This is a genomic window from Pararhizobium sp. PWRC1-1, assembly GCF_049897905.1.
Taxonomy (GTDB): Bacteria; Pseudomonadota; Alphaproteobacteria; order Rhizobiales; family Rhizobiaceae; genus Pararhizobium.
The window spans coordinates 116,983-130,041 of record NZ_JAFCXE010000008.1; the positions used below are offsets into that span (position 1 = coordinate 116,983).

11 protein-coding genes are annotated in these 13,059 nt (G+C 60.3%); 8 read left to right on the plus strand and 3 right to left on the minus strand.

The features are described 5' to 3' along the window. Positions 1-208: 208 nt before the first annotated feature. Together pdxY and ACP7E0_RS14505 are read left to right on the plus strand one after the other, a co-directional pair. Positions 209-1,084, plus strand: a complete 876-nt coding sequence (pdxY, locus tag ACP7E0_RS14500; protein ID WP_426125736.1) for a pyridoxal kinase PdxY — start codon at positions 209-211, stop codon at positions 1,082-1,084. A gap of 214 nt (positions 1,085-1,298) precedes the next feature. Beyond that, complete coding sequence (locus ACP7E0_RS14505) at positions 1,299-1,940, plus strand: carbonic anhydrase (protein ID WP_426125737.1); 642 nt, start codon at positions 1,299-1,301, stop codon at positions 1,938-1,940. 36 nt (positions 1,941-1,976) lie between these two features. On the opposite strand, the gene ACP7E0_RS14510 is transcribed toward ACP7E0_RS14505, so the two are convergent. After that, positions 1,977-2,585 (minus strand): TetR/AcrR family transcriptional regulator, encoded by a 609-nt coding sequence (locus ACP7E0_RS14510; RefSeq protein WP_426125738.1) that lies wholly within the window; start codon positions 2,583-2,585, stop codon positions 1,977-1,979. 105 nt (positions 2,586-2,690) lie between these two features. Between ACP7E0_RS14510 and ACP7E0_RS14515 the strand changes: the two genes are divergently transcribed. Next, a complete protein-coding gene (locus ACP7E0_RS14515; protein WP_426125739.1) occupies positions 2,691-3,740 on the plus strand; it encodes a saccharopine dehydrogenase family protein in 1,050 nt (349 codons plus the stop codon). 87 nt (positions 3,741-3,827) lie between these two features. Here the strand turns inward: ACP7E0_RS14515 and ACP7E0_RS14520 are convergent, their stop codons facing one another. Both ACP7E0_RS14520 and ACP7E0_RS14525 read right to left on the minus strand, forming a co-directional pair. Next, positions 3,828-4,649, minus strand: coding sequence for a lytic murein transglycosylase (locus ACP7E0_RS14520; protein ID WP_426125740.1), 822 nt, complete (start codon positions 4,647-4,649; stop codon positions 3,828-3,830). 274 nt (positions 4,650-4,923) lie between these two features. Beyond that, positions 4,924-5,958, minus strand: coding sequence for an aspartate-semialdehyde dehydrogenase (locus tag ACP7E0_RS14525; RefSeq protein WP_113247375.1), 1,035 nt, complete (start codon positions 5,956-5,958; stop codon positions 4,924-4,926). Between the two features lie 415 nt (positions 5,959-6,373). Here ACP7E0_RS14525 and ACP7E0_RS14530 point away from each other — a divergent pair, with 415 nt between their 5' ends. The 5 genes from ACP7E0_RS14530 to ACP7E0_RS14550 all read left to right on the plus strand — a co-directional run bounded on the left by ACP7E0_RS14530 (position 6,374) and on the right by ACP7E0_RS14550 (position 12,985). Continuing rightward, the gene (locus ACP7E0_RS14530; protein WP_426125741.1) at positions 6,374-8,131 is read left to right on the plus strand and encodes an alkaline phosphatase; all 1,758 of its coding nucleotides are present in this window, start codon (positions 6,374-6,376) and stop codon (positions 8,129-8,131) included. Positions 8,132-8,483: 352 nt separating this feature from the next. Further along, positions 8,484-8,948, plus strand: a complete 465-nt coding sequence (locus tag ACP7E0_RS14535; protein WP_426125742.1) for a hypothetical protein — start codon at positions 8,484-8,486, stop codon at positions 8,946-8,948. Positions 8,949-8,952: 4 nt separating this feature from the next. Further along, a complete protein-coding gene (locus ACP7E0_RS14540) occupies positions 8,953-9,645 on the plus strand; it encodes an ABC transporter ATP-binding protein (protein ID WP_426125743.1) in 693 nt (230 codons plus the stop codon). Next, a complete protein-coding gene (locus tag ACP7E0_RS14545) occupies positions 9,642-10,937 on the plus strand; it encodes an ABC transporter permease (protein ID WP_426125744.1) in 1,296 nt (431 codons plus the stop codon). Before ACP7E0_RS14540 ends, ACP7E0_RS14545 begins: the two co-directional genes overlap by 4 nt. A 161-nt stretch (positions 10,938-11,098) precedes the next feature. Beyond that, on the plus strand, positions 11,099-12,985 hold the full coding sequence (locus ACP7E0_RS14550; protein WP_426125745.1) for an MFS transporter: 1,887 nt from the start codon (positions 11,099-11,101) through the stop codon (positions 12,983-12,985). Positions 12,986-13,059 lie beyond the last annotated feature (74 nt).

Sequence of the window (13,059 nt, forward strand, 5' to 3'; positions counted from 1 at the left end):
TTTCGGTCAGATTGATCCAATTCGGAATGGTTTTATGAAATTTTCGGGAAGATTTGGCCGATTTTCGAATTCAATCGGTTGTATTTGCATATTTCTTTGTTCTCATGAACGAGCCGGAAATGTGTCCTTTCGATCTTTTGGCAGTCGCAGTTGACAGCGGCATGACTGTCGGGCGATCTGGGCAGCTCGAAACAGCGGAAAATCGCAAATGTCTGAGCCTGCCCCCGGCGCCGTCATCGTCATTTCCAGCCATGTGATTCGCGGATCCGTTGGTAATCGCGCCGCCGTCTTCGCGCTAGAGACGCTGGGTTGTCCGGTCTGGGCCCTCCCGACGGTGATCCTGCCCTGGCATCCCGGCCATGGCCCCTCGACGCGAGTGACGGTCGGCCCTGATGATTTCGACAGGTTGATAGACGATCTGATCCGCGCCCCGTGGACGGGAGAGGTGCGGGCTGTTCTCTCCGGTTATCTCGGTGCCGCCCATCAGGCGGACAGTGTGGCGCGGCTGGTCGAGGCTTTGCGGGCGAAGAATCCGGACCTGTTTTATGCCTGCGACCCGGTAATGGGCGATGTCGGCGGGCTGTACGTGCCGGAGGCCACGGCGATCGCGATGCGCGACCGGTTGCTGCCGCTGGCCTCGCTTGCCACGCCGAACCGGTTCGAGCTGGCCTGGCTCTGCGGCGCCGAGCTTGAGACGAACACCGCCATTCTGGAAGCGGCCCTGTCGCTCGGGCCGTCGCGCATGCTGGTGACATCTGCCATCCCGATGATGAAGGGCGGCACCGGTAATCTCTATCTGTCCGGCAATCATGCACTGCTGGCCGAGCATCGGCTGATCGACAATCCGCCGAACGGGACTGGCGACCTTTTGGCGGCCTTGTTCGTTGCCCGGCTTCTGGAGGGCCTGAACGAGGAGCGCGCCTTGCAACTGGCAACCGCCAGCGTCTTCGAGATCATCGCGCGCACGGGCAAGCGCGGTGCCGATGAGTTGACGCTTGAGCGGGACGCGTCCAGTCTTGCGACGCCGATGGCGATGGTTCAGATGCGCCGGTTGCTGCATCCCGGTCAGAAACGGCGCTCCTGATATCGTTCGGCCGATCTACCCCCTTGCCAGCCCATGCCTTGAGCGAATAAACCGTTTTCACCCACGCAAACCAAACGGAGAATTTCACGGATGTCACCGGCGGCGCGGGCTGCCGTAATTTGCCTGTGTGCGGCGCACAAAGATGGTATGTGCTGCAGAGCCGACATGCGAATGTACATCTCAATTGTCTAAATAATTGGAGTGATCAAGCATCATGCAGCGTTTCCCGGACTATTTGCTGAACGGCTACAACAATTTCATGAGCGGCCGCTTCAGCGAGCAGCAGCAGCGCTACAAGGCCTTGGCCGAAACCGGTCAGCAGCCGAAGACCATGGTCATTGCCTGTTGTGACAGCCGTGCGGCGCCGGAAACCATCTTCGATAGTGGCCCGGGCGAATTGTTTGTGGTGCGCAACGTCGCCAACATGATGCCGCCCTATGAGCCGGACGGTCAGTATCACTCAACATCGGCGGCTCTGGAGTTTGCCGTGCAGGTGTTGAAGGTCAGCGATATCGTCGTCATGGGCCACGGCCGCTGCGGTGGCATCAAGGCAGCACTCGATCTCGATGCCGAACCGCTGTCACCCGGCGATTTCATCGGCCGCTGGATGAACCTTCTGAAGCCCGCTGCCGAACAGATCCACAACAACGAATTGATGACCGCCGCCGAACGCCAGCGGGCGCTCGAGCGGGTCTCCATCCGCAATTCGATCGCCAATCTGCGGACCTTCCCGTGCGTCAAAATCCTCGAGCAGCGCGGCAAACTGCAGCTGCACGGCTCCTGGTTCGACATTTCAACCGGTGAACTCTGGGTCATGGACAGCAAGACCGGCGATTTTGCTCGGCCGGGCATGTAATTTTCTAAAAGCTGATGCTTTCGTGGACGGCGCGCTTCAGATGCGCGCCGTTGTCACAAGCGACCGTGACATGGCCAGCAAGGTCGGGACCGCGTTTTCCGGTGAAAACAGCGTCGTGCTGACAAAGGCGCCGTTAACAAGCACCGCCAGTTGCAAACCAAGCTCCTGTGGGCGGCTGGCGCCGAGGCGCTCAGCGATTGCCGTCAAACGCCGCCGTAGTTCCTCCTTGTGCGTTCGTGCGACCGCGCGGGCCGGGTGCGCGGGGTCGGGAAACTCGGCAGCGACATTGATCTGCGGGCAGCCGCGATAGCCGGGGCGGCCGGCGCGGTCGCCGATCCAGGACATATGTGCTTCAAGTTCGGCTTCGGCATTGTCCCCATGGCTCTGCGCGACCTCGTCCCACACCCTCCAGAAATCCTCGTCCTCACGCTGCAGGAATGCGGCAATTAGGTCGTCCTTGGTACGAAAATGGCGATAGAGGCTGGTTTTCGCGACCCCCGCTTCCGCCACGATCATATCGACCCCGACGGCGCGGACGCCGAGGCGATAGAACAGCTCAGAAGCCGTTTCCAGAACCCGTAATCTGACCTCGGGATTGGTCTGCGCCTTCTCGTCAGGCGCGGTGTTCCTATGGGCTGGCGGCATCGACCGGTCTCCTTGCGGCCAGTATGGCATATCCCAGCTTGACACGCTACAGACTTGTTTGTAGCGTTATCAAACAGACAGGTCTGTATCGCATGGGAGGCGAATATGCTCGATCATCATTCTTCAGGAAATACGCAGGCACTAAAAGTTGCCGTCTTTGGCGCTGCCGGGCATACGGGGCGTTTCGTCGTCGCGGAATTGCTGCGGCGCGGGTTCGCTGTCATCGCAATTGGCCGTGATCGCCAAAGGCTGGCGGAGCTTGCGAATGGAAATGACGGAGCCGAAGCCAGAGTGGCTGCTGTCGAAGACCCCTTCTCGCTCGATCGCGCCCTTGAAGGGGCAGCGGCGGTGATCAATTGCGCAGGCCCCTTTCTCGATACGGCCGAACCGGTGATTTCGGCGGCATTGAGAGCGCGCATTTTCTATCTCGACGTATCGGCGGAACAGCCAACGGCGCTGTCGGTCTTCGAGCGCTTCGCCGAGCCTGCCAAGGCGGCGGGGGTCGCCATCCTTCCGGCCATGGGTTTTTACGGCGGTCTGGGTGATCTGCTGGCGACGGCTGCGATGGGAGACTGGATGTCGGCCGATGATCTGCACATCGCCATCGCGCTCGACAGCTGGCTGCCGACGCAGGGCACGCGGCGCACCGGCGAACGCAATACCGCACAGCGCTTCTTCCTCGCCGGCGGACACCTGCATCCTTTGCCAAGCCCAGCACCAACGACATCATGGCGATTTGCGGCGCCGTTCGACAGTCAGGAAATGGTCGAGCTGCCATTTTCGGAAACGATCCTGATTTCAAGGCATTTGAAGGCAGGTGCGTTTCACAACTATCTGAACCTGACACCGCTTCGCGATCTTCGCGACGTGAATACCCCGCCGCCCGAAGCCGCCGATGAAACTGGACGATCGGCGCAGGTTTTTCTGATGGAGACCGTTGCTCAACGCGAAGGCGAGGTTCGCCGCGCCTACGTTACGGGACGTGACATCTATGCATTCACCGCGCCGCTGATCGTCGAGGCCGTTCAGCGGCTTCTTGAAGCTCCAGTTGAAACAGGCGGTGTCTTTGCGCCCGGTGAACTCTTCGACGCAGAGCTGTTTCTTCAGAGCCTTGCGCCGCAACACCTTGCCTATGAGCCTGCAATCCGCGCGTGACGGTCTGGTCTGTACTTCTGTGCGAAAAAATCCGCAGCCTGGTTTCCCGGGCTGCGGATGCCGTCATTCTAAAAACTGCGCTATCTATCAGCCGCCGTCGATTTCAACGCCGATGATGGCGATTGCCTGCTGGTAGACGCTGGCGGCGTTCCAGCCCTGGATCGCGCCGAAATTGGCTTGACCCTGCTGATAGCCGGCGCCGGCGCTCCAGCCGTGGCCGCGCAGGAAGTTGGCGGTCGAGGCAAGTGCGTCCGCCTTGGAGCGGACCATGTCGATATGGCCGTTGCCGTCGCCGTCGACGCCGAATTTCAGCACGTTGGCCGGCAGAAACTGTGTCTGGCCGATTTCGCCATGCGCTGCGCCGCGTGCGTCCGGGCTGAGGTCGCCGCGTTGCACAAGCGTCAGGGCCGCATAGAGCTGGTCGGTGAAAAAGTCGGAACGGCGGCAGTCAAACGACAGTGTCGAGACGGCTGAAAGCGTGTGTTCCTTGCCCATGAAACCGCCGAAGCCGGTTTCCATGCCCCAGATCGCGATGATCGGGCCAGCCGGAACACCGTAGCGCTTTTCGATGGAACTGAAGAGAGCGGCGTTCTGCGCCTTCATCTTCTTGCCGCGCGAAATGATCGTCTGGCCGCCACGCTTCTGCATGAACTGGCTCAGCGACAGCTTGAAACTCTTCTGGCCCCGGTCGGCACGGATCGTTGCCTTGTTGTAGGTGACGTTGGCGAAGGCCTTGTTCAGCACGGCCGGGCTGATGCCGCGGCCTGCGGCTTCGCCCTTGAAGTCCTCGACCCAGGCGTCGAAGCCTGCCGATGTGTTGCTGCATTGTGCAGCCGCTGCCGCCGATGGCAGAATTGCTGCCGCGATCATCGCCGTTAAACCTGCCAGTACGCACTTTGCCTTGCGCATGAAATACCCCGTATTGCCCGAATCCAAAATTTATGACCGCAAAATGCCAGTCTTTGCGGTTTCTGTCACGACGTTGATACAGTATCAGGAGGGCGTGTTTCACGTGAATCCTCCTTTTGACTATGAAAAAACGTCGCAGTTGCCTTTTTACAAAGAAGCCCCGCATCCCGTTTAACGGATCATGCGAGGCTTTCTACCAAATCGCGATGATAGAAACTCAACGGTTGGTATCATCGCGATTTGGTACAATTGGTTAAAACTTTATATTTCCCGATCAGGCAGCCTGTTTCTTCGCCTTGATGAGGCCGCGATTGACGAGAAGCTCGGCAATCTGGATGGCGTTGAGGGCGGCACCCTTGCGCAGGTTGTCAGAAACCACCCAGATATTCAGGCCGTTCTCGACGGTCGCGTCTTCGCGGATGCGCGAGATATAGGTCGCGTCTTCGCCGGCGCTTTCGTAAGGCGTGATGTAGCCGCCGTTTTCATGCTTGTCGATGACGATGCAGCCGGGCGCTTCGCGCAGGATGTCGCGGGCCTGGTCGGCGGTGATCTCGTTTTCGAATTCGATGTTGATCGCTTCCGAATGACCGATGAACACCGGAACGCGCACGGCCGTGCAGGTCAGCTTGATCTTCGGATCGAGGATCTTCTTGGTTTCGGCCATCACCTTCCACTCTTCCTTCGTGTAGCCGTCTTCCATGAACACATCGATGTGCGGGATGACGTTGAAGGCGATGCGCTTGGTGAACTTCTTGCTTTCCATCGGATCGGCGACGAAGACGGCGCGGGTCTGGTTGAACAGCTCGTCCATGCCGTCCTTGCCGGCGCCGGATACCGACTGGTAGGTGGAGACGACGACGCGCTTGATCTTGGCAAAGTCATGCAGCGGCTTCAGCGCGACGACGAGCTGGGCGGTCGAGCAATTCGGATTGGCAATGATGTTGCGCTTGGTGAACTGGGTGATAGCGTCGGGGTTTACTTCCGGAACCACCAGCGGCACGTCCTGGTCGTAGCGCCAGGCCGACGAGTTGTCGATGACGACGCAACCCTGCGCGCCGATCTTCGGCGACCACTTCAGCGACACGGCGCCGCCGGCCGACATCAGGCAGATATCGGTGTCGGAAAAATCGTAGTTTTCGAGGTTCTTGACCTTCAGCGTCTTGTCGCCGAAGGAAACTTCGGTGCCCTGGCTGCGGGCCGAGGCCAGCGCCACGACTTCATCAGCCGGAAAGCCCCGTTCCTCGAGGATGTTCAGCATTTCGCGGCCGACATTTCCGGTCGCGCCGGCAATAGCAATCTTGAAACCCATTGTCTTGCTCTCTTTCTGTCTCTCCGCGGGGCTTTGGGGGAAACCCGCCGGCCAAAGGCGCGGGTTTCGGGTCCCCGGCCGTGCCGGGGAGAGAGCGGTGGCCAGAGACGTCAGACGGTTTTCGTCGTCGTTTTGGCCGTTGTTTTGGAAGATATCGAGAAAGAACGAACCCGCCCGGCAGCGAATGCCGGGGCGATCAGCGCAGCGATGGCGTAACCAAAACGGTGCATGGTGGGTCCTTTTCCGCTGCTGCTCTTACGCGGTTTTGACGTAGAGTCAACAGAAAGCTGAGAACGCCTGTCAGGAAGCGCGACGCACCCCTGCCGTCAAAACGTTACTGAAGTGTCATGCCGATGTCATCCGCGGTGACTATTGCGGGCCGTCAGCTCGAAACGAAACCAAAAGGGGGTTTTCCATGCGTATGCTTCTGTCGGCGCTTGCCGCCACGACATTCCTCGCTGGGGCCGCACAGGCCACCACCGTTTATCCGCTTGATCGTGCAACCATCCTCGCCGGCTCGCCATTCGATTTCAAGGTCGAGTTCAAGTCCGTCGTCAAGCCGGAAGACGTCAAGATCACCATCAACGGTCAGGACTACAAGGCGGTTCTCGGCAAGGAAGCCGAATTCGTGGCCGAAGAAAAAGGCAAGGAAGACAAGATCCTCGGCTCGGCCCTGATCGCCCGCGACCTCATCCTGCCGACCGAAGGCGCCTACAAGATCGAAGTGACCGCCGGTTCGGAAACGAAGTCGGTGACCTGGGACGTTTACAACACCGGCGAAATCCAGAAGGCCAGGAACATCATCTTCCTGCTCGGTGATGGCCTTTCCGTTGCCCACCGCACCGGTGCCCGTATCATGTCGAAGGGCATGACCGAAGGTAAGGCCAATGGCCGCCTCAACATGGACGACCTCGACCACATGGCCTTCGTCGGCACCTCGTCGACCGAAGCAATCGCCACCGACAGCGCCAACACCATGTCGGCCTACATGACCGGCCACAAGACGGCCGTCAACGCGCTTGGCGTCTATGGCGACCGTACGCCGGACAGCCTCGATGACCCGAAGGTCGAAACCATCGCCGAAGCCATCCGCCGCCAGACGAAGAAGTCGATCGGCATCGTCTCGACGGCTGAAATCGAAGATGCGACGCCTGCTGCCGTCGTTGCCCATACCCGCAAGCGCGGCGACAAGGAGCAGATCGTCGGCATGATGTTCGACGTCAAACCCGATGTCATCCTCGGCGGCGGTTCGGCCTATTTCCTCGGCAAGGATATCCCCGGCTCCAAGCGCAAGGACGACAAGGACTACATCAAGCTGTTCCAGGAAGCCGGCTATACGCTTGCTACCGATAAGTCCGAGCTGCAGACCGCAACCGGCACCAACACCGGCAAGATCCTCGGCCTCTTCCACACCGGCAACATGGATACGACGCTGGATCGCGAGTTCCTGAAAAAGGGCACGGTCGAGAAGTTCCCGAACCAGCCGGGCCTCGTCGACATGACCAAAGCTGCTCTCGGCGAACTGTCGAAGAATGAGGAAGGCTTCTTCCTGATGGTTGAAGGCGCCAATATCGACAAGATGTCCCATCCGCTGGATTGGGATCGCGCACTCGTCGAAACCATCGAATTCGACAAGGCGGTCGGCGTTGCCCGTGAATTCGCCGCGAGCCATCCTGATACGCTGATCGTCGTCACCGGCGACCATGCCCACGGCGTTTCGATCATTGGCACGGTCGATGATGAAAAGCCCGGCACCGACATGCGCGAAAAGGTCGGCACCTACGCTGAGGCCGGATTCCCGAACTATACCGACGAAAACAACGACGGTTATCCGGACAAGGTCGACGTCACCCGCCGCCTGTTCCTGAGCGCCAACAACGGCCCGGATCACTACGAGACCTTCCGTCCGAAGCTCGATGGTCCTTTCGTTCCGGCAATCCAGAACGAAAAGAAGGAATACATCGCCAACGAAGCGTACAAGGATGTTCCCGGCGCTGTCTTCGTGCAGGGCAATATCCCGAAGAGCGGCGATAGTGGTGTCCATTCCGTCGACGACGTCGTCCTGCAGGCAGCCGGTCCGGGTGCCGAGGGCTTCAAGGGGTACATGGAAGAGAGCGATATCTACCGCGTTCTCGCCGATACCCTGGCGCTCGGTGCAAAACAGACCAACTGATTCACTTGCATAATACCGGCGGGCTGCCTGCAGCCCGCCGTCAGGTGACGGTTTTAATGAGCTTATTTAGTAGGCAATACCAACACCAACCTCCGTCATTCCTGTGCTTGTCACAGGAATCCAGTCAGCCCAAGTCCTTGGGCTGAAAGAGTCTTTTGACCCGACAGACGTCGGGTCACTGGATCCCCGCCACAAGGGCGAGGATGACGGGTGGTGGGTTTGCCCCATGCCAAAATTCCCCCGCAGAGGAATTTGCAGTTCTCACGACGCCATTACCCAACGATAACAAACGAACTTCGTTAGCCGGTTTCCGTTTTCCCGGCCTGACGTCATAAGTTAAGGTGGACGCCCGATGACCCGCTCTGTTGCAGGAACCACGCGCCGCGATGCGTTACGTCTCTTGGCGGGCCTGCCTTTGCTGGCGGCTGTCCGCCCGGCCACCGCCGCCATTCCCTCCTTGTCGTTCGATGAGCTCTACAGCAAGTTCGGCGTTCTTGGGCTGGAGTTCTCCGAAAAGGTAAAGTCGCTCGCCGGTCAGGAGATAACCATCAAGGGCTTCATGGCGCCGCCGCTGAAGGCCGAGGCCGCCTTCTTCGTGCTCACCGAAATTCCAATGTCGCTCTGCCCCTTTTGCTCTTCGGACGCCGACTGGCCGGACAATATCGTCGTCGTCTATCTCGGTGAAAAGCAGACATTCGTGCAGCCGTCGCAGACGATCGAGGCACGCGGGGTGCTCGAATTCGGGTCATGGACCGATCCCGAAACCGGTTTCGTCAGCCTGCTGCGGCTGCGCAACGCCGAATATGCGTCGGTCTAGCGCCATGCTGTCGCTTGATCTCAACTCTGTTTCGGTATCCTATCTAGGCCTTCCCACACCGGTTCTCGATATCCCCTCGCTGTCCATTGAGGCGGGCAGCCGTGTTGCGGTCACGGGTGCGTCGGGTTCGGGCAAGAGCACGCTGGTCAATATCCTGACCGGGCTTGAGCGCTGCGCGGCCGGTGGCTCCATCCGATGGGGCGGCACCGATATCGCCGGGATGTCCGAGCGCGGCCGTGATCGCTGGCGCGGGGCGCATATCGGCCTTGTCATGCAGGATTTCCACCTTTTCCCGGGTTTGAGTGCGGTCGATAACATCCTTCTGCCCGCCCGCCTGTCGCGCGCGATGAAACCGGCTGATCCGGATCGTGCGCTGATGTTGCTCTATGCCGTCGGCCTTTGCCGCGCCAACCAGACAATCGAGACCATGTCGCGCGGCGAAATGCAGCGCGTTGCGATTGCCCGGGCGCTGCTGCGAAAGCCAGGCGTGCTAATCGCCGACGAGCCGACCGCAAGCCTCGATAGTGACAGCGGCGATGCTGTTGCCCGCCTGCTGATCGATTTATCGGTCAGCAACGAGAGTACGCTCATTGTCGTTTCCCATGATCCGCGGCTGACCGGCCGGCTCGAGCGCCGCATTACTCTATCGGCCGGCCGGATCCAGACGGACCGCCCCCACCGGGAGAAGGCGGCATGACCCGTTTCATCCTCTCGGATCTGCGCCGTCTCTGGGCCGGCTCTCTGGTCGTCGTGCTTCTAATCGCCTTTGCCACCGCACTGGGCGTCGCCGTCACATTGCAAGAGCGGGCGCTCAGGCTCGGCAGCGCCCGTGCCGCCGACCGGTTCGATCTTGTCGTTGGCGCCCCCGGAAGTGAAACACAGCTGCTGCTTTCGTCCGTCTTCCTGCAGCCTTCTCCCCTGCCCCTGATGTCCGGTGATGTCCTGGGCAAGCTTGCGGCCGATCCGCGTGTTTCCTGGGCCGCACCCGTCGGTTTCGGCGATTCCTTCTCCGGCTACCCGATTGTCGGCACGTCCAAGACGCTTGTCGGCAATTTATCGGCTCTCTCCGAAGGGCGCAGCTTTGCTGCCGCCGGAGAAGCGGTCATCGGTGCCGCAGTGACGCTGCCGCTGGGCTATGCGGTAAAACCCATGCACGGCACTGCCGGCGGCGAGACGCATACGGAGCTTGCCTACCGCATCACCGGCCGCTTAGCGCCGACGGGAACATCCTGGGACCGGGCCATCCTGGTGCCCATCCAGGCCGTCTGGGGCCTGCATGGAATGGACGCCCGTGGTCATGAGGCGGATGAGGAGCATGCGGAAAGCACGGCCGGCGATCCGGCAGCGGCAGTGCCTCACGACGAGGCCGCTCATCACGATGACGATCACGGCAATGGCGAACACGCCGCCATCGATCCTGATACACCGCTCGATGAACACTGGACGGCGGAAACGCCCGGCCTTCCAGCCATCCTCGTCAAGCCGAAGACTATCGCAGATGCCTACAAGTTGCGGCAGGACTATCGCGGCAATGGGACGCTCGCGGTCTTTCCCGGCGAAGTCCTGACCAATCTCTACGCGACACTCGGGGATGCCAAGCGTGTGTTGTCGGCGGTCGCCGTCGGTGCGCAGATCCTGGTTGCCGCAGCTGTCCTCATGGTCACGGTCATGCATATCGGCCAGCGCCGTAGGCAGATCGGCGCTCTGAGGGCGTTTGGCGCGCCGCAATCGGCCGTACTGGTGATCGTCTGGCTGGAGTTGTTCATCCTCATCGCGCTGGGCATTCTCTCAGGATTTGCCATCGGCTACGGCGCCGCGATGCTGCTGTCGGCGATGTTTTCGGGTGACAGCGGCATCGTCCTGCCGGTCGGTTTCATCCGCGACGATCTGAAGAGCGTAATCGCCATCGTGCTGTTTTCCGCGATCCTTGCACTTGCTCCGGCGCTTCTCGCCTACCGCCAGTCCCCGGCGGCCGCCCTTCGGGCCTGATCGGTCCCATTCGACTAAAGTCATAATCCCAAAGCCGCTCTGCCACCCCAGGGGGTTTTCTGCCATTTTGGTCTCATGGCGCATTCCACTTTTGAATCAGGGAGGATTCGGAAGCAACTGAGGGTGCGCACAAAGCCGTTTTTGAGTGGAGGACAAACGAAATGGCAGATGTCGCAGTAGCGCCCGGTGCAAAAGCTGCACCGATGACCGGCGAGCAGAAGAAGGTGATTTTCGCCTCTTCGCTCGGCACGATCTTCGAGTGGTACGATTTCTATCTCTACGGTTCGCTGGCCGTCTATATCGGCGCAACCTTCTTTTCCCAATATCCGGAAACCACCCGTAACATCTTCGCCCTTCTGGCGTTTGCTGCGGGCTTCCTCGTGCGTCCGTTCGGCGCGCTGGTGTTTGGCCGTCTCGGCGATCTCGTCGGCCGCAAATACACCTTCCTCGTCACCATCGTCATCATGGGCCTGTCGACGTTCCTCGTCGGTATCCTGCCTGGTGCTGCCTCGATCGGCATCGCTGCTCCGATCCTTCTGATCGTGCTGCGCATGCTGCAGGGCCTGGCGCTCGGCGGCGAATATGGCGGTGCTGCAACCTATGTGGCCGAACATGCGCCGCAGGGCCGGCGCGGTTATTTCACCTCCTGGATCCAGACGACGGCGACGCTCGGTCTGTTTCTGTCGCTGGTGGTTATCGTTGCCGTGCAGATGATGCTGGGCAAGGAAGCCTTCGCTGCCTGGGGCTGGCGCATTCCGTTCCTGCTCTCTTTCATCCTGCTCGGCGTTTCCGTCTGGATCCGTCTGAAGATGAATGAATCGCCGGCCTTCAAGAAGATGAAGGAAGAAGGCAAGGGTTCCAAGGCACCGCTGACGGAAGCGTTCGGCCAGTGGAGAAACGCCAAGATCGCGCTTCTGGCGCTGTTCGGCGCCGTCGTCGGCCAAGCCGTTGTCTGGTACACGGGCCAATTCTACGCGCTGTTCTTCCTGCAGAATATCCTGAAGGTCGACGGCCAGTCGGCGAACATCATGGTCGCCATCTCGCTTTTGATCGGCACCGGCTTCTTCGTGCTGTTCGGCGCGCTGTCGGACAAAATCGGCCGCAAGCCGATCATCATGGCCGGACTGGTGCTTGCCATGCTCACCTACTTCCCGCTGTTCAAGGCCTTGACCTGGGCCGGCAACCCGGCGCTCGCTGAAGCGCAGGAAACCATCCGCGCAACCGTCACGGCCGCTCCGGACGACTGCAAGTTCCAGTTCAACCCAACCGGCACGGCGAAGTTCACGACCTCCTGCGATATCGCAACGTCGTTCCTGACGCGCAACTCGGTTCCGTATGATGTCGTCGCCGGCCCGGCCGGCTCGGCAGCAACGGTCAAGATCGGCGAAAAAACGGTCACTGGCTACGACGCGATTGCTGCTGGCGACAAGGCCAAGGCATCGGGTGCAGCCTTCGAAAAGCAGATCAACATTGCCCTCCATGACGCCGGCTATCCGCTCGTTCGTGGCGCTGCAAAGGTTCCGGAAAGCAAGCTTGACGGCTTCGTTGCCGCCAATCCGGAATTGACGCTCGATGCTGCAGCCGTTCGCGGCGGCGACAAGGCAAGCATGACCGGCGAACAGCTGGTTGCGGCCAAGCTCTTGACGGCGGAAGAAGCTGCAGGCGTGACCGAAATGCCGGTCTACGCCATCGATAAGGGTGGCTCCTTCACCATGGTCGCCGATCCGGCTAGGGTCAACTGGCTTGGCGTCATCGCCGTGCTCACCGTGCTCGTCATCTATGTGACGATGGTCTATGGCCCGATTGCAGCGCTTCTGGTCGAACTCTTCCCGACCCGCATCCGCTACACCGGCATGTCCCTGCCCTACCATATCGGTAACGGCTGGTTCGGTGGTCTGCTTCCGGCAACGGCCTTCGCGATGAGTGCCGCCCAGGGCGATATCTACTACGGCCTCTGGTACCCGATCGTGTTCGCCGGCATCACCCTGGTGATCGGTATGCTCTTCCTGCCCGAAACCAAGGATCGCGATATCCACACCATGGATTGATCCCGGCCGGATATCGATACGGAAAAGCCCGGCGCAGCCCCCTGCGCCGGGCTTTTTGCAAGATGGGAAGGCTA